The 22,161-nt window shown below is 69.4% G+C and carries 16 protein-coding genes; 6 read left to right on the forward strand and 10 right to left on the reverse strand.

The features are described from left to right. Positions 1-85 precede the first annotated feature (85 nt). Positions 86-1,477 carry an aspartate aminotransferase family protein gene (locus tag IRZ30_RS04030; RefSeq protein WP_294083188.1) on the reverse strand — a complete coding sequence of 464 codons (1,392 nt, stop codon included), beginning with the start codon at positions 1,475-1,477 and terminating at the stop codon, positions 86-88. A 454-nt stretch (positions 1,478-1,931) separates the two neighbouring features. On the opposite strand from IRZ30_RS04030, the gene IRZ30_RS04035 reads away from it, so the two are divergent. Further along, entirely contained in the window at positions 1,932-2,846 is a 915-nt protein-coding gene (locus IRZ30_RS04035) for a serine hydrolase (protein WP_294083190.1), read from the forward strand. Between the two features lie 303 nt (positions 2,847-3,149). Continuing rightward, positions 3,150-4,373 (forward strand): MFS transporter, encoded by a 1,224-nt coding sequence (locus IRZ30_RS04040; RefSeq protein WP_294083192.1) that lies wholly within the window; start codon positions 3,150-3,152, stop codon positions 4,371-4,373. A gap of 104 nt (positions 4,374-4,477) precedes the next feature. Here IRZ30_RS04040 and mutS read toward each other — a convergent pair whose 3' ends face one another. The 5 genes from mutS to IRZ30_RS04065 form a co-directional block, all read right to left on the reverse strand. Next, entirely contained in the window at positions 4,478-7,093 is a 2,616-nt protein-coding gene (gene mutS, locus IRZ30_RS04045) for a DNA mismatch repair protein MutS (protein WP_294083193.1), read from the reverse strand. 88 nt (positions 7,094-7,181) lie between these two features. Then, the gene (locus IRZ30_RS04050; protein WP_294083195.1) at positions 7,182-8,153 is read right to left on the reverse strand and encodes a phosphotransferase; all 972 of its coding nucleotides are present in this window, start codon (positions 8,151-8,153) and stop codon (positions 7,182-7,184) included. Beyond that, the gene (locus IRZ30_RS04055; RefSeq protein WP_294083197.1) at positions 8,150-9,478 is read right to left on the reverse strand and encodes a DUF1015 domain-containing protein; all 1,329 of its coding nucleotides are present in this window, start codon (positions 9,476-9,478) and stop codon (positions 8,150-8,152) included. The genes IRZ30_RS04050 and IRZ30_RS04055 overlap by 4 nt, the downstream gene beginning before the upstream one ends. Positions 9,479-9,598: 120 nt before the next feature. Then, a complete protein-coding gene (locus tag IRZ30_RS04060) occupies positions 9,599-11,320 on the reverse strand; it encodes a gamma-glutamyltransferase family protein (protein ID WP_294083199.1) in 1,722 nt (573 codons plus the stop codon). 111 nt (positions 11,321-11,431) lie between these two features. Further along, a complete protein-coding gene (locus IRZ30_RS04065; RefSeq protein WP_294083201.1) occupies positions 11,432-11,821 on the reverse strand; it encodes a hypothetical protein in 390 nt (129 codons plus the stop codon). A 452-nt stretch (positions 11,822-12,273) separates the two neighbouring features. Here IRZ30_RS04065 and nhaA point away from each other — a divergent pair, with 452 nt between their 5' ends. Beyond that, on the forward strand, positions 12,274-13,935 hold the full coding sequence (gene nhaA / locus IRZ30_RS04070) for a Na+/H+ antiporter NhaA (RefSeq protein WP_294083203.1): 1,662 nt from the start codon (positions 12,274-12,276) through the stop codon (positions 13,933-13,935). A 26-nt stretch (positions 13,936-13,961) separates the two neighbouring features. On the opposite strand, the gene IRZ30_RS04075 is transcribed toward nhaA, so the two are convergent. Genes IRZ30_RS04075 through IRZ30_RS04085 form a run of 3 tightly spaced genes read right to left on the reverse strand, consistent with a single transcriptional unit; the run spans position 13,962 to position 17,813 of the window. After that, positions 13,962-15,137 carry a glycosyltransferase gene (locus IRZ30_RS04075; protein WP_294083205.1) on the reverse strand — a complete coding sequence of 392 codons (1,176 nt, stop codon included), beginning with the start codon at positions 15,135-15,137 and terminating at the stop codon, positions 13,962-13,964. Further along, positions 15,134-16,900, reverse strand: a complete 1,767-nt coding sequence (locus IRZ30_RS04080) for a glycosyltransferase (RefSeq protein WP_294083207.1) — start codon at positions 16,898-16,900, stop codon at positions 15,134-15,136. Before IRZ30_RS04080 ends, IRZ30_RS04075 begins: the two co-directional genes overlap by 4 nt. Next, the gene (locus tag IRZ30_RS04085; protein WP_294083209.1) at positions 16,893-17,813 is read right to left on the reverse strand and encodes a glycosyltransferase family 2 protein; all 921 of its coding nucleotides are present in this window, start codon (positions 17,811-17,813) and stop codon (positions 16,893-16,895) included. The genes IRZ30_RS04080 and IRZ30_RS04085 overlap by 8 nt, the downstream gene beginning before the upstream one ends. 190 nt (positions 17,814-18,003) lie before the next feature. Between IRZ30_RS04085 and IRZ30_RS04090 the strand changes: the two genes are divergently transcribed. Genes IRZ30_RS04090 through IRZ30_RS04100 form a run of 3 tightly spaced genes read left to right on the forward strand, consistent with a single transcriptional unit; the run spans position 18,004 to position 20,572 of the window. Beyond that, entirely contained in the window at positions 18,004-18,762 is a 759-nt protein-coding gene (locus IRZ30_RS04090; protein ID WP_294083212.1) for an NERD domain-containing protein, read from the forward strand. Between the two features lie 29 nt (positions 18,763-18,791). Next, complete coding sequence (holB, locus tag IRZ30_RS04095) at positions 18,792-19,832, forward strand: DNA polymerase III subunit delta' (RefSeq protein WP_294083216.1); 1,041 nt, start codon at positions 18,792-18,794, stop codon at positions 19,830-19,832. After that, the gene (locus IRZ30_RS04100; RefSeq protein WP_294083218.1) at positions 19,814-20,572 is read left to right on the forward strand and encodes a hypothetical protein; all 759 of its coding nucleotides are present in this window, start codon (positions 19,814-19,816) and stop codon (positions 20,570-20,572) included. The genes holB and IRZ30_RS04100 overlap by 19 nt, the downstream gene beginning before the upstream one ends. A 2-nt stretch (positions 20,573-20,574) precedes the next feature. Here the strand turns inward: IRZ30_RS04100 and IRZ30_RS04105 are convergent, their stop codons facing one another. After that, positions 20,575-22,017 (reverse strand): hypothetical protein, encoded by a 1,443-nt coding sequence (locus IRZ30_RS04105; RefSeq protein WP_294083220.1) that lies wholly within the window; start codon positions 22,015-22,017, stop codon positions 20,575-20,577. Positions 22,018-22,161 lie beyond the last annotated feature (144 nt).

Below are 22,161 nucleotides of genomic sequence, written 5' to 3' on the forward strand. Positions count from 1 at the left end.
CCCCCCCCCCCCCCCCCCCCCCCCCCCCCCCCCCCCCCCCCCCCCCCGGCGGGAAGTCCCTGATCGACGATCCAGCGCGTTGACGCTAGCTCCCGATCTCGCTGGCGAACTCGTTCTCGACCTCGGTCAGCGCCTCGTCGACGATCTGCACCATGCGGTCGATCTCCTCGTAGGTCACCACCAGCGGCGGCGCGAAGTGGACGATGTCCCAAACACGGGTCACCATCCCCTTCTCGTGGATGCGCTGGTCGAGCCGCTTGAGGAACTCCGACCCGCGGCCCCACTTGGCCTTGGTCTCCTTGTTCTTGACCACTTCGATGCCGCACATCAGGCCCAGACCGCGCACGTCGCCGACCGTCGGGTGCGACCGCAGCTTGTTGAGCTGCTCCAGCAGGTAGGCGCCCTTCTCGGCGCTCTGCTGCACCAGCCCCTCACGCTGGATGATCTCGATGTTCTTCAGCGACGCCGCTGCGGCAACCGCCTGGCCGCCGAAGGTGAGCAGGTGCCCCAGCGCCACGTCCTTCTTCTCGGTGAAGATCTCGAAGACCTTGTCGCTGACCGCCACCGCCGCCAGCGGCGCGTAGCCGGAGGTGATCCCCTTGGCCATCGTCATCAGGTCCGGCTGCATCCCGAAGTGCTCGGTTGCGAACATCTTGCCGGTCCGGCCGAACCCGTTGATCACCTCGTCCATGATCAGCAGTACGCCGTATTCGTCGCAGATCTCGCGCAGCCGCTGCCAGTACTTCGGCGAGGGCACGTGCACCCCGTTGGACGTGGAGATCGGCTCACCGATCACCGCGGCGACCGTCTCCGGCCCCTGGTTCTCGATCTCCTGCCGGATGTATTCGGCGCACATCAGGTCGCCCTCTTCGCCCTCCAGGCCGAAGTCGTTGCGGTAACGGTTGGGTGACGGGACATGGATGACGCCGTACATGAACGGGCCGAAGTAGGTCTCGTTGCGGCTCGCAGTCAGGCTCATCGCGCCGAAGGTCATGCCGTGGTAGCTACCCCGCCGCGCAATGATCTTGTAGCGCTTGGGGAAGCCGCGCATTGCCTGCACCTGCTTGGCGATCTTCAGCGCACTCTCGACCGCCTCCGAACCACCCGAGCAGAAGAAGATCCGGTTCAGGTCGCCCGGCGTCAGCTCGGCCAGGACGTTCGCCAATTGCACTGCCGGCACCGAGGTATAGCTCGCGCTGGAGACGTACGCCACCTGCGCCGCCTGAGCGGCCATCGCCTCGCCGATCTCGGTCCGACCATGTCCGGCGTTCACGACCCACAGCCCGGCGATGCCGTCGAGGTACTCACGGCCGTGGATGTCCACCAGCGTGCTGCCGTGCGCGCTCTTGAAGACACGCAGGCCGTTCTGCTCGGCGAGGCGTACCCACTCGGCTGAATGGATCCAGACGTGGTCCAGCGCCTCCTGCTCCAGAGCCTGGGCCGACCCCACCCCTGCGGCCTGAGCGCCGTTACCCATGAGTCCCCAACTCCCTCCACAGACCGCCCGCTCCGACCGGCGGCGCGGCGGCGGAATCTTACTCAATCCGATGCGCGCAGTATAGCACTGATACCGGTGGAATCGCGCAGCGTCTGCCGAATCCCAACAATGAGACCGGTCCTGCCGCCGATCCGGCATTCCGAGGCGGAGCCCGCTCGGCCATCGGGGTCAGCCTGCTCTGCGCCGCAGGAGTCACCGATGTGACCCATCTCGACGGTGGGATCAACGCCTGGGTCACCGAGGGCCAGTCGGTCGAGCGCGGCGCGGACCTCGTCAGAGCAGCCTAGCCCGCCCATCCGGCACGCCCGCCCTCACGCAACCAGCAGAGGAGAGGCCATTCGGTGGCTCCTTCTCTGTTTGTGAACACCGTACGGTCATGCTATTGTGCTGCGTGCTGTTGGTCCGGAGAGCCGAGCACAGGGAGGAGCAGGGAATGGCGACCGATCCCAAGGCGACCGTCGAGCGCATTCGCGACCTGGCGGAGGGATTCACGGGAACGATCGCGGTGGCGGCACGCGACCTCGATACCGGCGCCGAGGTGATGTACAACCCGGACGTTGTCGTCCCCACCGCCAGCACGATGAAGACGGTCCTCCTCTACGAGCTGTACCGGCAGGTCGACGCCGGGAAGATCGACCCGGCGATGCGCATCACCCTGGAGGAGCGACACCGCGTGCCGGGCTCCGGCGTGCTCCAGGACCTCGACGCGGGCGTCGCGCCGACGGTGAAGGACATCGCCACCCTCATGATCACCGTGAGTGACAACACCGCCACCGACATGATCTACGACCTGATCGGTCGCGAGGCCGTAGCGGCCACCATCGAGCGCCTCGGCATGACCAATACGCACCTGCCGCTCGACACCTGGGAGATCCTGGCCGGGCTGCACGACCTCGACCCCAATGATCCCACGCTGACCTACGACGGGCTCAAGCAGGCGTTGGCGTCCAAGCCGGCCCCGTGGGACTGCGCGGCACTGCGCGAGACGCCGGACAACGACGTCTCCACCCCGCGCGACATGCTGCGCCTCTTGGAGGCGATCCACCGCGGGGAGGGGCTCAGCCCCGCATCGCGGGAGGCGGTCATCGACATCTTGAAGCGGCAGAAGTACACCACCATCATCCCCGAGCAACTTCCGTTCGGCGTCCAGGCGGCCCACAAGACCGGCACCGTCCGCGGCGTCCGCAACGATGTGGGATTGGTTTTCGCCGGGGAGCGCACCTACGCCGTCGCGCTCATGAGCAAGGGCAGCCCCAACATGGTCGCCTCTCAGCGCCTGCTGTCCGACGTCTCGCGCCTGATCTTCGAGTGCTTCATCGGCCCCATCTCGGAGGAGGCCATCCAGTAGACCCGGCCGCCAGTGGAGCGACCGCGGCTATTGAGCCGTCATCGTCGTCCTGTCTTGGTCATCCTGAGCGGAGCGAAGGATCTCGCGTCGGACCGGCCACGCAGCGAAGGATGACGCCAGCACGGGAGCGGGCTGATTGCGGGTATTCTGGGCTCGTTCCTGCCGCGGTCGCCCAACGCGCAGGCGCCGTCACCCTCTAGGAGAGTCGGCGGAGATGTGGCACACTGACCGGGACGCTCGAAGAACGGTTGACAGCCCTGCTGGTGCAGGTGAACCGCTAGGACGAGGGGGATAGGAGTAGGAGTGGAGGGCGGGCGGACGAAGCTGTCGGAGTGGCAGCTTGTGCCGTTCCATCTGGGCGCGGCGATCGGCCCGATGGGCAGCAACGTCTTCACCGTCCTGTTTACCATCCTGCTCGGCGCCTTCGACGTTGACCGCTCGATCCTCACGCTCGCCGTCCCGGCCTACCTCTTCCCCTACGCGATCGTGCAGTTCGCCTCGGGTGCCGTCTCCGACCTGACCTCCCGCCGATCGAGCCTCTTCATCGGCTTCGGCGGCTACGGCGCAGCGTCGCTCCTGGCGGCGTTGTCCCCGAACTTCCCGGTCTTCCTGGTATCCCAAGTGCTCCAGGGCACGACCAACGCCTTCACGACGCCGATCGTGATGGCGACGCTGGGCGACGTGGTGCCCCGCGAACGGATCGGCCGGTCGATGGGCTACTTCTCGGCGGTCAACCAGGCCGGTGCGATGGTCGGGCCGCTCGTGGCCGGCGCGCTGGGGGATCTCAACTGGCGCCTCGCCTATCTCGTCATCACCGCCATGAGCTGGTCGCTCGCCGTCTGGTATGCCCTCTGGTTCCGGCGGTACGGGGCGCTGGTGCCGCCGCGCGTGCGCGGGGAAAGCATCGGCGCCAGCCTTCGGGCGATTGTCGCGTCGCTCGGCGTGCCGGTCCTGCTGCTGGCCGGTATCGCCTTCCTGGCGAACGGCGCGATGCGCGGGGCGAGCTACCTCTACGCGGAGTACTTATCTAACACGTGGGGCAGCGGTACCGGGCAGGTCGGGATCATCCTGTCGATGTACGGGCTGGCGGGCCTGCTGGGTGGGCCTGGAGCCGGTCGGTTGGTCGACCGTGTGGGGCCGTACCGGGGACTGACGGCCGGGATGGTCGGCGTGGCACTCGCCTTCCTCCTGATGGCCGCGGCGCCCTCCCCGCTCGTGCTGGCAGCCGCGCACTTCGGCGTGGGGCTGGCCGGGATCGTCGCCTGGTCCGCGTTCAACACCCTGGTCGTCCAGGCCGTGCCCGAGAGCCGCGGCACGGTCTCCTCAATCACCGGCAGCGCTAAGTTCATCGGCCAGGGGTCGGCGCCGCTCTGGTACACGCCGCTGTATGGAATGTCCCCGGCATCCATCTTCGTCGGCGCTGCGGCCATGGCGGTTCTCGTCCTCGCGCCGCTCGCCAGGCTCCGGACAATAGCGGCCGCCCGGGAACACGCCCCGGTCCACGAGCCCGCCGCGCGCGGCCGGTAGTCGCGCTGCCAGGAGCGCGGGGTCCATGCTCAGCCTGACGTGCTCATCCTTCATGAGACAAACGGGATGGGTAGAGGTTCCGCGCGGCGCCCGCCCGCTTCGGCTCATCCCGTCCCGTCGAGCGCGCGGCGGCGCAGCTCGTAGAGGGTGGTCAGGGCTTCGAGCGGCGTCAGAGACTCCACGTCCAGCGCCTTGAGGTCCTCGACGATCGGGTCCGGCACACCGAAGAGGGTCAACTGCATCGCTTCCACGCGCGGTGCCGCCATCGCCTTGCGACGGCGACTGCGCTCGGCGCGCTCGGCACCCCCCTCCAGGTCCGCCAAGATCTCCCCGGCGCGGCGCACCACCGCGCGCGGCATCCCGGCGAGTTGCGCCACGTGGATGCCATAGCTGCGATCGGCGCCACCGGGGACAACCCGGTGCAGGAAGACGACCTCGTCGCCCTCCTCCAGCACATCGACCCGGTAGTTCCGGACCCGTGGCAGGATCTTCTCCAGTTCAGTCAGCTCGTGGTAGTGGGTCGCGAAGAGCGTCTTGCAACCGAGGCGTGGGCTGTTGTGGATGTGTTCGACAACGGCCCGCGCGATCGCCAGACCGTCGTAGGTGCTGGTGCCGCGCCCGATCTCGTCCAGCACGACCAGCGAGCGGGGCGTGGCGTGGTGCAGGATCGTTGCGGTCTCGACCATCTCCACCATGAAGGTGCTCTGCCCGGTGGCGATGTCGTCCTGCGCGCCGATCCGAGTGAAGATCCGGTCAACGATGCCAATCCGCGCCCGCTCGGCAGGGACGAACGAGCCGATCTGCGCCAGCAGCACGATCAGTGCGACCTGCCGGAGATAGGTGCTCTTCCCGGCCATATTCGGTCCGGTCAGGATCGTGATCTGGTTGCTTTCCGTGTCGAGGTACGTGTCGTTGGGCACGAACTGGCCGGTCTCCAGCGTGACCTCGACCACCGGGTGTCGCCCACCAACGATCTCGAGCACGGTGCTGTCATCAAGTTCCGGCCGGACGTAGCGCCGGCGCACCGCCACCTCGGCCAGCGCCGACAACACGTCGAGCTGCGCCACCGCCTGCGCCGCCGCCCGCACGGAGTCGGCGGCCGCCGCGACCTGGGCCAGCACGCGGCGGTACACCTGCTCCTCCAGATCAGCGATGCGTTCCTCGGCATTCAGGACCCGGCTCTCGTACTCCTTCAGCTCCGGGGTGATGTAGCGTTCCGCGTTGACCAGCGTCTGCTTGCGCTGGTAGTCGGCGGGTACCGCGCTGATGTTCGCGCGGCTCACCTCGATGTAGTAGCCAAAGACCTTGTTGAAGCCGACCTTGAGCGACTTGATCCCGGTCCGCTCGCGCTCGGCCTGCTCCAGCCCGGCGATCCACTCACGCGCCTCGCGGGAGGACGCGCGCAGGCCGTCGAGTTCGGGGCTGAACCCGGCGCGGATCGTCGGCCCGCCCCCGAGAACGGCCGGCGGCTCGTCGACGAGCGCCTGGGCAATGAGACGGGCCGTCTCCGAGCAGTCGGGTGGATCAGCGACGAGACACGGCCGATCCCCGTCGCCCAGGATCTCGTTGATCTCGGGCAACCGCTGGAGCGAGCGGGACAGCGCCAGCAACTCGCGCGGCCCGGCTGCGCCGGTCACGACCCGATTGATCAGCCGCTCTAGGTCGGCAACGTGCCCCAGTGCGTCGCGCAGGCGCGCCCGTACCAGCGCGCGATCGACGAAGAAGGCCACCGCGGCCTGGCGGGCCTGCAATTCGGCCAGGTCGAGCAGCGGCTGGCCGACCCAGCGCCGTAGCATCCGGGCGCCCATCGGCGTCCGGGTCTGGTCGAGCACGCCGATCAGCGAGTGCCGCCGTTCGCCCCGGCTGCTCTCGGTCAATTCCAGGTTACGGCGCGTCTGGCCGTCGAGCGACATGTAGCGCTCGGTGCTGTAGGTTACGAGGTCGACGATCTGCTTCAGGCTGCCGACCTGCGTCTCCGCCAGGTACTGCAGCAGCGCCCCAGCGGCTCGGATGGCGAAGGGCTTGCCTGCGCAGCCATAGGCCTCCAGCGTCTCCACCTCGAAGTGGCGCCGCAACTCCTCATCCGCCACCTCGAGGCGCCACTCGGAGCGGTCCCGCCGGGTGATGTAGGCACCCTCGGGAACAACCTCGGCCGGCAGGGGATCCTCCCCGTCCGGCTGGCTGGCGGGCGCGACGATCTCGGCCGGGTGGAGGCGCAGGAGTTCGCGATGCACCGCAGCACGGGCGGCGGCAGCGTCCGCGGCGTTGATCTCGGTCGTGGCGAACTCACCGGTCGAGATGTCCGCCACGGCCAGGCCCGCCCGCGCGCCGTCCAGGAGGACCGCCGCGATGTAGTGGTTGGTGTCGCTGTCCAGCATCGCCGGGTCCGTCACCGTGCCCGGCGTGACGATCCGGGTGACGCGCCGCTCAACCAGCTCCCGGCCCGTCGGCTCCCCGATCTGCTCGCAAATGGCGACCTTGTGACCGGCTCCAACGAGGCGGGCGATGTACCCCTGCGCTGCGTGGCACGGGATGCCCGCCATGGGGATGCGGTTGCCCCGCCCCATCTCGCGGGACGTGAGCGTGATGTCCAGCACGGAGGCGGCCAGTTTGGCGTCGTCGTCGAAGGTCTCGTAGAAGTCGCCCAGCCGGAAGAAGACGATCGTGTCCGGGTACTGGCGCTTGATCGAGAGGTACTGCCGCCGAATCGGCGTGGACATGGCTGACTCGACCTCCCGTTTGCCGCGCGGCACGCGGCATCACGCGCGCCTGCAGCCCCGCGTCGACACCGGACTCTGCCGGAGACGGTCAGGCCGCGGCGCGGACGAGCGCGTCCTCCAGCCCGCTGTCCAATTGGTCGAGCAGGGCCAGGCGCGGTTCGGCATCGCGCCCCACAAGCAGGCGCTTCAGGACGACCTGTCGAAGGAAGAACGGCAGGAGGGCCTGCTCCGCCTCAGTCAGGGGCCAGCGCCGGCAGTAGCAGCGGACGAAGTCGGCCCCCGGCTTGGCGCTCGGCTGCGGGTAGACCCCCTCCTTGCCCCCGAACTGGAACGCGGCGTAGGCCAGATCGTACACCCGGCTCTCCCAGAAGGCCGCGTCCAGGTCGACCACGGCGGCGATTTCGCTGTCGTTGATGACCAGGTTCCCCGGACGATAGTCGCCGTGCACCACCGTCGTCCCGCTCGCCAGCGCGGACGCGTAGGCCGCCGCGTCGAACCGGGCGAGGGTCTCGTCCACGCGGTGCCGCACGGCGTCCATCAGCTCCGCGTCCGCCGCGGTGCGATCGCCGAAGTCTGCCACGATCTCGTCGACCCGGTCGACCCAGGCATCCGCCGGGAGGTACAGCGGCGCCAGGCGGTCCGCCTCCGCCGGAGCGGGGCGGAAGTGGCGCGCAGCCCCGTGCAGGTCGGCCAGCACGCCCGCGGCCTTGCAGATCATCGGGCCCGACCAGTCATCGTGCAGCGACCCGTTCTCGCCCGACACCCACTCGGTCAACGCCACGGTGCCCAGCGAGGTGCCGGTATAGTCCTGCCCACCCACCGTCTTGACCGGCTGCGGGAGCAGCGTGAAGCCCTGGGCCAGGATGTACTGCCAGAGGTCAAACTGGAATTCGCGCGGCGGCTTGCCCGCCTGAGGCCGGAAGATGATCAGGTGCTTGTCGCCGTCGGGGGTCGTGACGCGAAAGTGGAGGTTGAAGCCCGAGTAGACCTCGCTGGCGGCCGAGGCCGTCACCCCGTAGTGTTGCAGCGCCGGTTCAAGCGCGCGCAATGGCGTCTTCACGACGGTCCGCTGTCCCCCAATCCATCGGTCGTGGCGCAATCATACACCACCAGGCCGATCGGGATCTTCGGGTAGAAGTAGGTCGACTTCTGCGGCATTCGCTCTCCCGCCCCCGCCACGGCGAGCAGGGTACGCAGGCGGGTCGGCCGCACGAAGAGTGCCGCGGCTGCCGTGCCCGCGCGCGTCTCGGACACGGCTTGCGCGACGTTGGGCGTAAAGTCGACCCGCTCCTCCAGTGAGCCTTCGTCGATGCCGAGCACGTGGCGCAGCACCACCGCGTCCGCCACCGTCGCGTCCAGGTGGCGTGTCAACCCGGATGCCTCTTGCGGCAACACGTGCTCCACCTGGTCCCACTGCCGTACCCGGAGGGTGGTCAGACGGCTCGCGCCCGGTTCAAGCAAGAGATAGGCAGGCGGACCGCCGAGGGCGTCGAGCCGCGCGATCTGGGCGGCAACACCGGACGCCGGATCCTCCGGCGGGAGCGGTGCCTGACTGACGCTGAAGTGCTCGCGCAGGTGCCCGACGACCTCGTCCCAGGTCGAGCCATTCAACGCGCGCACGACCCGGTGGATCGGCATGACCATGATGCCCGGGTCTTCCACCGACGCGATGTGGGTCAGGACGTACTCCGCCGCCCCGGCGTCCCCGGTCGCGGCCCGGCGCTCGTCCCGGTAGATCAGGGCCGCCGTGTAGCGGTGGTGGCCGTCGGCAATGTAGAGCGGCCGCCCGGCGACAGTCGCCTGCAACGCCGCGATGACACTCGGGTCGGTCACGACCCAGAGCCGATGGCAGCCGCCCTCGTCGTCCAGGCCGGACTCGGCGGGCGGGGCAGCCATCACCGCGTCGAGGATGCGCGCGAGCCGTCCCTCGTCCTCAACCAGCGTGTACACCGCGCTCAGATTGGCGCGGATGCCGCGCAGCAGGGCGAGTCGCACAGCCACGTTGTGCGGCAGGGTCTCCTCATGCGGCAGCACGACCCCGTCCGCCGGGTCCGCAAGGCGCAGCGCGGCGAAAAACCCGCGACGTCGCCGCCGCGTGTTCCCCAGCAGATACTCGTGCTCATAGGCGTAGAACGCGGGCTGCTCGTCCCGAACGAGCACGCCCTCCCGCAGCCACTGCCGGAATCGTTCTCCGGCCGCGGCGAAACGGTCGGTCGTGTCCGGGTCGTGCATCTCGAGACGCACGGAGTGGTAGGGACGCCCGGCCGTCAGCGCCTGCGCCCACTCGTTGGACGGGATGTCCTCCGGCGGTCCGATCACCGCGCGAAGTCCACCGACCCGCACTGTGTCGTAGCGAACACCACGGAACGGCCGGATCTCGGCCAACGTCTCACCCTCCGCCGCGCGCTCGCGCGTGATAAGAGCGGGGTGGTCCCCCACCCCGTCGTGCTAAGTCTTCCAAAGGGTATAACCCGCGTCGAGCGTGATTCACTCCCGGCGGGATGTCTACCACCCCGCGGCGTAGGCTTCGGCGCGGGCGTCGGCGCCGCCGGTGAGGGTTCCCCGGTCGTGGTCGATCATGATCGCGCAGACGTTGCCCGTGATCCGGGTCCACTCCGGCCACATGGTCACGTCGTATCCCCGCCCACGCAGATCCTCAGCCACCACCGGCGGGATGCGCGCTTCCAGCATGAGCGACCCCGGGCGGTAGGTGTGCGGCCAGAACGACTCCGGGTAGTTGAAGGTTCCGAAGCGCGGCTGCTCGATCGCCTCCTGGATGTCCATCCCGAACTCGAGGACGTTCAGCAGCACCTGGATCATCGACTGCGGCTGCATATCTGCCCCCGGCGTGCCGAACGGCATCCACACGCGGCCGTCGCGGAAGGCAATGGCCGGGTTGGGGGTCAGGCGCGGGCGCTTGCCCGGCTGGAGCGACGACGCGTGCTCCGGGATCAGCCAGCTCTGCGACCCGCGGCCGGAGCAGATCAGGCCCAAACCGGGCACGATCGGCGTGCTCCCAATCCCGTCGCTCGGCGTGGCCGAGAAGGCGTTCCCTTCCTCGTCGACGACGCAGACGTAGCTCGTGTCCGGCTGCAACGGCACCCGCGCGTCCGCGCCCTCCGGCGTCGCCCCCGCGCGGCCGAGTCCCGGCTCCGGCATCGCGCCGAAGGCCCGGCTCGGGTCGATCCGCTCGCGCTGCCGCGCCGCGTACTCCTTCGAGAGCAGGGTGTCAAGCGGGACGTCAACGAACTTCGGATCCCCGTAGTACGCCTCCCGGTCGGCGAAGGCCAGGTCGAGCGCCGAGACCACGGTGTGCACGTAGTCGGCCGAGTTGTGGCCCATCGCGCGGAGGTCGAACCCCTCCAGCACGTTCAGCGTCTGTGGGATGACCGGCCCCTGGCACCACGGCCCGCAGGCGAAGACGTCCACGCCACGGTAGCTCGTGTGGACCGGGTCTTCGACGTCGACGTGGAACTCGGCAAGGTCCTCCTCGGAGACGAAGCCGCCCTCGCGGGTGATGAATTCGGCGATCTCCTTGCCGATGTCCCCCCGGTAGCAGAGGTCGCGCGCGGCTTCGATGCCCGCCACACGGCCTCGTCCCGCCGCCGCGCGCTCAGCGGCGATCATCCGGCGGAAGGTCCGCGCAAGGTCCGGCTGGCGCAGCACGTCGCCGACCGCCGGCACCTCGCCGCCGGGCAGGAAGATCGCCGCCGTCGAGGGCCACCGGGAGATGACGTCCGCCTCCTTGGCAAGATTGCGGTGCAGCGAGGGGTAGACCGGGAAACCGCCCTCGCACAGCTCGATGGCGGGCTGCACCACCTCGGCAAAGGAGAGCTTCCCGTAGCGCGCCAGCGCCGTGAGCCAGGCATCCGGTGCACCAGGGACGACCGAGCGCCGTACGCCGACCGGGATCTCTCCCTGCTCCTCCTCCAGGAAGATCTCCATCTTCGCGCTGCGGCCCCAACAGCCGAGGCCGGTGATGACCTTCAGCTCATCGCTGGCGCGGTGGTAGACCATGGTCGGTGCCACGCCGCCGAAGCTGGTCAGGTCCGGCAGGAGCACATTGAGGCAGATACCCGCCGCCACGCCCGCGTCGATCGCGTTCCCGCCCTGAGCCAAAATCCGCAGCGCCGCGGCGGTCGCCAGGTAGTGTCCCGATGCCGCGACGTAGTGCCGCGCCTGAATCGGCGGCCGATGCGACGTGCGGCGGACCGGCATGCTGGCCATCGTCGGACCTTCCCTTCTCTGCTCTCAGCGGCGGTTGCCATCCCTGAATCAGCGGCCCCGCCCAGTGTTCCGGGCGGGACCGTCACGGGCGGGCGAAGCGCAGCGGACCTGCTACGAATGCGCCTTGACCGACTGCAACTGCGCGACGTTGGCGTCGGAGTCGCCCTCAGCCCCGAGCAGCACGAGCATGACGGCCTCAGGGGCCGGGTCGGCGTCGTTCACGGCCTCCTCGGCGTCGTGGATGTAGCGGTCGTCGCCCCACCCCTCGGGATCGTCCGGCATATAGGTCTCGCAGAGCCAGCTCCGGCTGGCGATCGCGTTGCTGCCCAGCTTGCGACGTGGCCGCTCCACGCAGCGATCGATTCGGCCGTTGGGGTGGAGGGTGAATACCTCGACGACCCGCCGGCCCTCGTGCCGGCCCTTGCTCAGGATCGCAGCGCCGGTCGCCTCGTCGATCTCCTCTGCGGGTGTACCCCGGCCCGTCTTCAAGTAGTACTTCACCAATGAACCTCCGACTGTGGCGCGGCGCCCGAGCGCCGGGGGTCACCGCGCGATACCCCATCAAGTCTGTCGTCACCCGTTAGTGTACTACGGTCGTGGGCCGCTCCCGCCTCGAACTCGCCGCCGCCACGCGCGGAATCCCGCCATGCTCCGCCCTTGGTAGCGATCGCAGGGCATCGGGAATGCAAGAGAAGAGTTCAGGGTTGTTACCTTACGCACTTCTCCCGCGTCCAAGCCAGCGTCCTGCGCGGCCGGTCGCACTTGCGGGGAAGCGACGAGGGTGGACAAGCAGAACCTCGGCATCCACCTCGTCACCGCGTTTACGGGCGACCCGTCGGGGGAACGTGTCCGTCGGCGCCAGCAAGCCGGCCCGCGGCGAGCGGAGCTTGCCCGCCGACCGGCCGGGACCGGTGCCAGGCGGGGAGGCGTGATCCAACGAGAGGGCACAGTCCGTGGAGCAAGCAACTACGGAAGCTGTCTACCAGCAGCCAATCACGCTCGAGATCCGCATCGAGGCCCGGCAAGGCCGGGAACGGGAGTTCGAGCAATATCTCCGCAGCGTCAACCAGGCAGCAGCGAACTTTCCCGGATTCCTCGGAGCTCGGGTGATCCGCCCGCCTCGCGGGAGCCGCGAGTACCGGGTGGTCATGCGGTTCGACAAGAAGGTCAACCTTCAACAGTGGCTCCAGTCGGAGGAAAAGAAGGGATGGCACGCGCGCGGAGAGGGGCTGGCGGAGAACAGCCCTCGAATCGAGAACATCACCGGCACCGCCCAGGAGCAGCCCCTTGCCCTGGCGCTCGCGCCCGTCAGCGAATTCGTTCGAACCAGCATCTCGGGGATCGGTCTGTTGCTCATCGGTGCCGTCCTGGCACTGATACTGGCTAACTCCCCGTGGGCCGCGGCGTACGAGCACTTCTGGGAAACCGAGTTCACGATCGGCACGGCGTCCTTCGGGATCACCGAGTCGCTCCGCCACTGGATCAACGACGCGCTGATGGCCCTTTTCTTCTTCACCGTCGGCCTCGAGATCAAGCGCGAGGTCTTGGTGGGCGAGCTTCGGCGCCCGCGTCAGGCAGCGCTCCCGATCGCGGCCGCCATTGGCGGGGCCTTGACCCCCGCGCTCATCTACCTCGTGCTCAACGCCGGCGATGGCACCATGTCCGGGTGGGGTATCCCGATCGGGACCGATACCGCGTTCTCACTCGGTATCCTCAGCCTGCTCGCGGCTCGGGTACCACCGCTGCTCGTCGTCTTCGTCACCGCGTTCGCCATCGTGGACGACATCATCGCGGTGATGGTGATCGCGGTGTTTTACACCAATCAGATCGCCTGGCCCTCGCTCGGCTTGGCGGCCATCCTTATCGGGGCACTCGTCGTCGCCAATCTCGCCGGTTTCCACCGCTGGCCGATCTACGCCTTCCTCGGCCTGGGTGTGTGGCTGGCGGTCTTCCATTCCGGGATTCACGGCACCATCGCCGGCGTTCTCGTCGCGATGACCGTGCCGTCCCGCTCCTGGATCAACCCGAAGGCGTTCGTGACGCGGGCGCGCGAGCTGCTCGACGAGTTCGAGGCAGCCTGCGACAGCACGATGCGCATCCTGAGTAACGAGCGCCAGCAGCGTGCGACTCAGGAGCTGGAAGAGCTGGCAGAGGATGTCGAGACGCCGCTGACCCATCTGCAGCACCGGCTCAACCCGTGGGTGGTCTACGCGGTGCTGCCGCTCTTCGCGTTTGCCAACGCCGGGATTCCGCTGGTGGACGGGCTCGGGGACGCGGTCCGTAGCCCTGTCACCTGGGGCGTGATCGCAGGGTTGGTGCTGGGCAAACCCCTCGGGATCAGCCTCTTCTCCTGGCTCGCCGTGCGGACCGGCGTCGCCCTTCTGCCGTCGGACATCTCCTTGCGGGATGTCCTGTCCGTGGCCACGTTGGGCGGGATCGGCTTCACGATGTCGCTCTTCATCTCAGAGCTGGCCTTCGGTCCGGAAATCTCGGCGGACGATGCACGGATCGGGATCCTGATCGGGTCGGTGGTGATCGGTGCGCTCGGCTACCGGATCCTCCGGACGACGCTCCCACCGCCTGAATCGGCACCGGAGCTCTCGGACGGCGATTGAGCATCGACACGGGGGCGCTGGTGGCGTTACCGAGCACCAGCGCCCTTCCCCAGTACGCTCTCATAGGCCGTGGCGTGGTGTGCAGCGATGCGGGACCAGTCGAACACGGTGGCAGCCGCCCGTGCCGCCTGCCGAAGGCGGTCCCGCATTGCCGCATCGCCGAGGAGCGACTCGACAGCACGCGCCAGGGCATCCACATCTCCCGGAGGCACCAGCCAGACGCTTTCGCCGCCCACCAGCGGATCGAGTGCATCGCCGGGGGCCGGACTCGTCGTCACCACCGGTGCGCCCGCGTGGACCGCGGCGATGAGCGTGCCGTTGCGCAAGCTGGCACCCTCGCGAAACGGGAGCGCGACGAGGTCGAGCGCAGCCAACGCCTCCGCCGCCGCGCGCGGCTCCAGAAAGCCGGTCACCGTGGACGGCACACTGCTCCGGGCGAGGCGCTCGCGCAGCGCCCGGTGGTAAGCCGCGTTGGCCGCGTCGGTGTCCCCCAGCCCGCCGCCGACGATCACCAGGCGGACGCGGTGTCCACGCAGCCGTTCCAGGGCGTCGAGCAGGAGATCCACCCCTTTGTCGCGCGTGAGGAACCCGAAGAAGCCGACCGCGCACTCACCCTCGGCGATGCCTAGCCGCGCTCGGACCGCGGCCGCATCCACGTTCCCCGGATCGGGCAGGTTGCTCCCGATCGGGACGAGCACGGTCCGCTCGGCTACGCGCGGCCAGCGCGCCAGATGACTCCGGTCGAGCGCGTTGGTCGCGAACACGGCGTCGGCGCTGGTTGCCAGCAGCCGATTCGCCCACTGGCGCACGCGCCCCGCCTTCGGGAAGAGGTAGGGGACACGCAGGTCGTGGAAGGTCACCACGACGGGGACGCGGGTTCCGGCACGCCGCAGGAGCGTGGGAAGCAGGTTGATGACCGGGTGCATGGCGAAGGCGCCCGTCTGGTACTGGATGTGCACCAGGTCGGCGCCGGTCGCCTCCAGGGCGCGGCGCACGGTTCTTCGGGCCGACCAGTCCCAGCGGGAGACCCAAGGCAGGACGCGCGGGTCGTCGTTGTCCCGGGCGGCCGTCGCCGTCAGGATCGACGCTTGCCAGCCGGTGTCCGCCAGCGCCGCGACCAGCCGCGCCGTGTAGTCCCCGACGCCGCCGCGCATCGGCGGGTACTCGCCGGTGACGAAGAGGACGCGGCCGCCGTGGCTCACGACAGGCGCCTCCCGGGGCGGAGCCGGGTGCGGAAGGCGCGCAGGTAAAGCGCGACCCGAGCTCGCCGCAACTCGGGCTTGTGGCCCGCCAGCCCCTTCGCCCCTTCGATCAGGACCCGCACCAGGTAGCTGGTGAGCAGGAAGGCGCGGAGGAACCGGGCGACGCCGCGGCCGTACAGCCGCTCGAACAGGAGCACCTTCGACGTGTCGAAGTCCACCTGCCGCGCCGGGATGTCCTGGCTGCTGCTGGCGCCCTCATAGTGCGTCACCGCGGCCGAGGGGACGTACATGATCTTCCACCCGGCCTCACGGATGCGCCGGCACCACTCGACCTCTTCCGAGTACATGAAGAAGCGCTCGTCGAGCAGCCCCGCCATCTCGACCGCCTCCCGCCGGGCGACCAGGCAGGCGCCGACCAGCCAGTCGACCTCCTGCTCCTCGTCGTCCGACCGGTCGGCGACGTAGTAGCGCCGCAGCACCCGGTTGTTCTTCCAGTAGTCCTGGATGATGGTGCTCTCCAGCAGGCCGGTCGCCAGCGTCGGGAAGCGGCGCCGGGTCGGCTGGGTGGTCCCGTCCGGGCGGTAGATCCGCGGCCCGGCCACGCCGACGTCGGGGTGCTCCTCCAGGTAGCGGGCCAGCGTGCCGAGCGCGTCCCCGACGACCGTCGTGTCGGGGTTGAGCAGGGCGATGGCACGCCCGCGCGCCAGCCGGATCCCCATGTTGCACCCGGCGGCGAAGCCCCGGTTGGCTCCCGATTCGACGACCCGGACCGACGGGAAGCGACGCCGCACCGCCTCGGCGGTGCCGTCGCCCGAGGCGTTGTCGACCACGATGATCTCGGTCGTCATCCCGCCCGACGCAAAGGCCGCCTCCAGCGAGGTCAGGCAGGCGAGCAGCAGGTCGCGCACGTTGTAGCTGACGATCACGACGCTCAGGTCGATCTCCGGCAGGGGCAAGGCGATCGGCTCGACACTGGCCGGCTCGGGCGGCGCCGGCCGTCCCACCCAGAGCCAGGTGCGCAGCTCGTACCAGGCCAGGATGCCCGCGAGAACCAGCCCGAGCGGCCCGTCCCGATAGCCACGCAGGCGGACGACACGGCGGAAGAACTCCCGGGCCGGCTGGCCGATGTAGGTGCGCCGCCGCGGGAACTGACCGGCCGCCCGCAGCGACTCCGCGCGCATCCGCGCGTAGTGCGCCTGCTTGTCACGAAACTCCCGCAGGCTGTCGTAGTTCAAGTGCAGCAGCGGCTCCGAGAGCCACCCGGCCGAGCCGTCCAGGTCTACGATCTCGTGGACCTCACGGCCGACGCGATAGCGTGCGCGGTCGCGGCGCAGGAGCCGGAGCTGGTAGTCCGGCCACCACCCGCCGCCCCGCATCTCCCGCCCGCGGATCCAATTGCGCCGGGGAAGCCAGTAGCCAGCCAAGTCGGGAGACCCGGTGCGCACGGCGTCGATCACCTCCGCCGTCAGTGCCGGGCTCAGCCGCTCATCGGCATCGAGGAACAAGACCCAGGGCCGGTCGACCATGCGGAGTGCAGCCTGCCGCTGGCTGGCGTAGCCGTCGAAGGGCCGCACGGCGACGCGGGCGCCGAAGCGCCGGGCGATCGCCACCGTCTGGTCGGTGCTCTCCGAGTCGAGCACGAACAGCAGCGCCCCGGCCTCAACCAGGCCCTGCACGCTCGCCAGGCAGTCCGGCAGGTGGCGCTCCTCGTCGCGCGTCAGCACGACCACCGCCAGCGGGAGCGGGCCGTTCCCCTCAGGCATCGGCCGCCTCCGCTGTGGCGTAGATGCCAGCCACCTCCCGCAGGGCGGTCGCGCGCGGTCGACCCCGCAGTGCCTCCACCGCAGCCGCGGTACGCGCCGCCAGCGCGACGGCGCGCAGGAAACGCGGCGAGTGGTAGCGCCGGAAGTAGCGGGCGCGGCTGCGGTGGAGTTGAAGGAACATCGCGTCGGGCACCTGGCTCGTGCTCTGTCCCCCGTGGTGGATCACCCGCGCGGCAGGAGCGGTCACAATCGTCCATCCCGCCTGGGCGATCCGCCGGCACCAGTCGATCTCCTCGCTGTAGAGGAAATATCCCTCATCCATCCCGCCGACCGCGTCGACCACCTCCCGCCGGACCAGCATGCAAGCCCCCAGCGGGTGGTCGATGGCGACCGGGCTCAGGCCGTCCCCCGGAGACATCCGCCCGTTCAGGCGCGAGCCCACGAGGCGCGGGTGAAGCGGGAAGAAGTCGAGCAGTACCTGCGTCAGCCCCGGGAAGCGGTACCCCGCCGACTGCACCGAGCCGTCCGGGTTCAACAGGAGCGCGCCGGCCATCCCGACGTGCGGCGCCGCATACAGCGCGCGCCACAACGCATCCAGCGAACCGGGAAGTAGCTCGGCATCGGGATTCAGCAGCAACACGGCCGCGCCGCGGGCACGCGCCAGGGCCAGGTTGTTGGCCGCCGCGAAGCCCCGGTTCTCCTCCAGCGCCACCAGCGTCGCGACCGGGAAATGCTTCCGCACCACGTCGGGCGTCCCGTCGGTCGAGGCGTTGTCGACCACGACGATCTCACCGCGCAGCCCGCTCGCCTCCAGCTCGCGCTCGACCGACGCCAGGCAGCGCGCCAGCAGCTCACGCGTGTTCCAGGAAACGACGATCGTGGTGATGTCGATGTCGCCCCTGGTCTCCGTCATCGGCCGTTCCTCCGCTCTCGCGGTTGAACCGAAACCATCGTGCTGCTTTCCACGCGTTCTTGGTGCGCACCTGTCCCCGGCCGCGGGGCTGGTTCGGCGACCACGGCCCGTGCTAGACTCCGCTGGACGGGGATCGATCGGCATTCCCCACGATTTTTCGCGGACGACGCGGGAAGGCGGGAGTTCGTCGATGCGGCTGGTCGTCCACCGCGGGTTCATGCGACAGCGCCGCCGCACGGCGCGGTTGATGGTGCTGACGGGCCTGGTGGGGCTCTTCGCCTCGTTCCCGCTTACCCTGCAGACGCAACTCATCGTGCTGGCCTACGCGGTCCTGATCGTGGGCTTCATCCTGTTCAACACCGGCATGCAGCAGCTTGCCAAGTGGGGCCGCAGCCCACGACCGGATGAGATCCTCGACCAGCACCTGCGCCGGCTCAACGACCGCTACACGCTGATCCACTACCCGCAGATCCCGGGGTTCAGTCCGGAGCACGTCCTCGTCTACCCGGGCGGCCTGATCGTCCTGACCACGCGCCAGGTCTTCGGCGGCGTACGGGTCGAGAACGACCGATGGCGCCGGCTCGGTCGCCGCTGGCTGGCACTATTCAACCTGGCAGGACCGCCGCTCGGCAACCCTACCGACGAAAACAAGCGCCAGCAGGAGTCCCTGAAGCAATTTCTGGAGTCCAGGCAGTTGCCCGGCGGCGACCTCATCGACGGCATGATCGTCTTCGTCCACCCGCAGGTCGAGCTGGAGGTGATCTCATCCGACCTGACCGTCGTCCGCGCGGATGAACTCCTGGCGGCGGTGCGCGACCTGGGCACCGAAGCACTCCTGCACAACAAGCAGCGCGAGGAGATCATTGCCGCGCTCTCGGAGGGCGAAGAGGTCGAGGGGCCGATCTCAATCCCGAGCCGCGACCCCAACGCCCGGCGCGCCGAGGTCTAGGCGGTATCCGAACCGACACGGGACCGACGATGGAGATTGCCGCCACCCCCTGGCCGATCGTCGGCCACACTGTCGCCGTAGAGATGCTTGCCCGCGCGGCACGCACCGGGCAAGTGGCGCACGCCTATCTCTTTTTCGGTCCCGAGGGGATCGGCCGTTTTACGCTGGCGCGCATCTTCGCCCAGGCGCTCCTCTGTGAGGCGCCGCCGGACGAACGCCCCTGCGGCCGCTGCTCCGCCTGCCAGCGGGTCGAGCGTGGGGTTCACCCCGACGTGTCGATCATCAGCCGCGAGACCCAGGCGGCCGGCGACGAGCGCGGCGATGGGAAGCACACCCGCATCTCCATCGAGACCGTCCGCAACCTCCGCGCGTCGATCTCCTTACGGCCGATGGAGGGCCGCTGGCGCGTCGCCATCATCGCCGAGAGCGACCTCCTCTCCCGCGATGCCTTCGACGCACTCCTCAAGACCTTGGAGGAGCCACCGCCCTTCGTCGTGCTGATCCTCATCGCCACCGAGGCCGAGGCACTCCCGGAGACGATCCGCTCGCGCTGCCAGCCCGTGCCGCTTGAGCCGCTGAGCCGCGGTGCCGTGGCCGCCGAGCTGACCCGGCGCGGCATCCCGCCGGAGGAAGCGGCGACGATCGCCAGCCTCTCCCGTGGGCGCATCGGTCATGCGCTCGCCCTCGCGGCCGATCCGGAGGCACTCGACGCGCGGCGACAGGCGGTCGACGCCGGGCTGGAGATGATCGAGAGCCCGCTCGCGGCCATCGCCGGGGCGCGGCGCCTGGCCGATACCTATCGCCGCGGCCAGCGCGACGCGGTCGAGCGGCAGATCGACCTGCTGCTCGGGCTGTGGCGCGACCTGCTCTTGCTCGCCGGTGGCTGCGACGAGGCGATCGTCAACGCCGACCGGCGCGATCGCCTGGCCCGGCTCGCGCGGCAGTGGACCCTCGCGGAGATCCACCGCGGGGTCGTCGCCACCCTCCAGGCGCTCGGCGACCTCGCCATCAACGCCCAGCCGCGGTTGGTCCTCGACCACATGGTGACGCAATGGCCGCAGCCGCGATGAATCCCAAGCAGCCGCCCGCAGCGACGATCCCGGTCCTGGGCGCCCGCACGCCCGGGCTCGGCCGCGTGCGCTTCTGCGAGGCGCGCCTGCCTGACCCGGCCCTCGGGGACTGGATCTCCATCCCCGGTCCGGCCGGGGAGGAGCCCGCGCAGGTCGTCGTGACGCCCCAGCAGGTGGTCCTGGAGCGCCTGCCCCGCCCGCTCCCCGCCGTCACCCGCCGCCTCACACACGAGGAGATCAGGCGGGTTGCCGACCTGACCGAGCAGGCACGCGCGGCGCTCGACCGCGCGCTCGACGTCGTACGCGAGGCCGGGCTTCCCGTCTTTCTTACTGGCTTGCGCCTCACGCTGGACGGCGCCACCGCGCTCGTGTCGTATCGCGGGGGAGAGGAGCAGGCGGGAACGCTCACCTGTACTCTGGCCGGTGCACTGGGCCTGCCGGTCCACGCGGAGCGTGAGGGGCCGCTCGAGCCGGCCGCCGAGCACCTCTTCGGCGGCGTCGGCCGGCTCCGCACCCGGGACGACGACCTCGACGCGATCGTGGCCGCGCGTTTCGATCCACCCGGCCCCGAAACCTTCGCGCCGGAGGGACTTCCCCGCATCGGCCGCCGGGTCCGGACCCCGGACGGACCCGGCATCGTCCTGTCCGTCTCCACCCGCCACTGGCAGGCGACCGTCCGCCTCGACAGCGGCACCGAGGTGACGGTGCCCATCGCCGACCTCGGCCCTGCCGGCGACTAGCATCACCGCCGCTCGAACGGCACGACCCACAGCGCGGGCTCCCACCCGGTGACGATCAGGCGATCGCCGGTCGGGGAGAGACTACCCGATGCGTGCCAACCGGGCTGACTCAGGTCGTAGGCCACCCCCGAGTCGGCATCGACCACCACCAGGCGCCGTCCATACGCCGGAAAGGTCTGAAGGAACAGCAGTTTGCTGTCCGGCGTCCACTGGGGATCGACGACCCACCCGTCAGGCCCGAGCGGGATTCGCCGCACCAAGGAGCCGTCGCGGTCGAAGAGCAGCAGCAACGGGCGCGCATTTTGGTCGGACTGAACCAGGGCCACGCGCTGGCCGTCGGGACTCCAGGCGATCCGCAACTTCAGGTTGAGCACATGAGCCCGTCCACGCGACGGGGGGCGCCATGTCCCATCCGGGTCACGCACAATACCCGGCTCCGGATACGGCAACTCCACGCGCTGGGACCAACCAGTGGAGCGATCGAACAGGCAGAGGTCACTCCCGCAGGTGTACGCTAGGCGGTTCCCGCTCGGATCGGGAGCGATGACACCCGAAGACCAACCGGCCGGGAGATCCATCAGCCGGTGAGCCGTCACATCGCCGGCCGCACCAGCCGAGATGTGCCAGAGCGCGCCGGAGCGCACGAAGAGCACGCAGTCAGGCACTGGAGCGTACCCATCCACGTTGCTGCCCACTTCGCGCCAGACGACGGTTCCCGCACGGTCCACCATCGTGAGCACCGGATCTTGGCCTCCGTCATATCTCACGTAGACGATCCCCGAGCCGTCCGCCGTCCACCGGGGAAGGGTCACAGCCCCACCCGGCAACGTGAGCGGCTCTCCACCGTCAACTGGCAGGAGGTCGAGTCGTATCTCGTGGGGTATGCCGCGCGACACGATCACCGCATCCCCCTGCGGTGACCAGATCAGGCGGTCGACACCGCCGGGCGGCGACGAATCGAAGCCCGCGACCCCGGCGAACACCGGGTCCGCGTGATCGAGGCGACGCGGGGTGCCCAGCCGGACTGGTGCGTCGGGTGAATCGAGGAGCAAGCCGGGCAACGCTTCATGCGGCGTGTTGTAGCGATCGAGGCCGGTGTATGTCCAGCCGGGCCGGAGGCGGTATGGATGCGACAGCCACACCCGAACGTCACGGCTGCGGCCGTCCTCATAGATGAAGCGGATCAGAGCCGCGTCGTACTCACCGCGCCCGCCCCGCTCAATGTCCAGCACCCGCGCCTCGGCGAGCGGGCTCACCGGGTCGAACGGATCAAGTCCGGTCTTCCCGATCAGCCCCTTGAGCCGTTGCTCAAGGAAGACCTTGTCGACCGTGTCGTGCAAGATGTCCGCTGCACCGACCGGACCGGCCCCGACCAGCAGGATGACCACCACTGCCAGCAACACCCACTTGCGTCGCAGCGTCGATCTCCTTTCATGCCGGTTCATCATTGATTACCTGACAGGAGAACGTAGCATCCGGAACCACGTTGCGAATGGTGTGCAGAGGCGGTCTTGAACCGTGCGCGATGCGATGCACACATGACGAAACCGGCCGGGCGCGATGCCCGGCCGGTTCAGCAGCGTTGTCAG

Source organism: Sphaerobacter sp., assembly GCF_019683595.1.
Taxonomy (GTDB): domain Bacteria; phylum Chloroflexota; class Chloroflexia; order Thermomicrobiales; family Thermomicrobiaceae; genus Sphaerobacter.

What these genes read in the sequence shown, in the direction of transcription:
- IRZ30_RS04085 (WP_294083209.1), bottom strand. Translation starts at nt 17,813, where the DNA reads ATGACGGAGACCAGGGGCGACATCGACATCACCACGATCGTCGTTTCC.
- mutS (WP_294083193.1), bottom strand. Translation starts at nt 7,093, where the DNA reads ATGTCCACGCCGATTCGGCGGCAGTACCTCTCGATCAAGCGCCAGTAC.
- IRZ30_RS04090 (WP_294083212.1), top strand. Translation starts at nt 18,004, where the DNA reads ATGCGGCTGGTCGTCCACCGCGGGTTCATGCGACAGCGCCGCCGCACG.
- IRZ30_RS04030 (WP_294083188.1), bottom strand. Translation starts at nt 1,477, where the DNA reads ATGGGTAACGGCGCTCAGGCCGCAGGGGTGGGGTCGGCCCAGGCTCTG.
- IRZ30_RS04035 (WP_294083190.1), top strand. Translation starts at nt 1,932, where the DNA reads ATGGCGACCGATCCCAAGGCGACCGTCGAGCGCATTCGCGACCTGGCG.
- IRZ30_RS04080 (WP_294083207.1), bottom strand. Translation starts at nt 16,900, where the DNA reads ATGCCTGAGGGGAACGGCCCGCTCCCGCTGGCGGTGGTCGTGCTGACG.
- IRZ30_RS04100 (WP_294083218.1), top strand. Translation starts at nt 19,814, where the DNA reads ATGGCCGCAGCCGCGATGAATCCCAAGCAGCCGCCCGCAGCGACGATC.
- holB (WP_294083216.1), top strand. Translation starts at nt 18,792, where the DNA reads ATGGAGATTGCCGCCACCCCCTGGCCGATCGTCGGCCACACTGTCGCC.
- IRZ30_RS04060 (WP_294083199.1), bottom strand. Translation starts at nt 11,320, where the DNA reads ATGGCCAGCATGCCGGTCCGCCGCACGTCGCATCGGCCGCCGATTCAG.
- IRZ30_RS04105 (WP_294083220.1), bottom strand. Translation starts at nt 22,017, where the DNA reads ATGAACCGGCATGAAAGGAGATCGACGCTGCGACGCAAGTGGGTGTTG.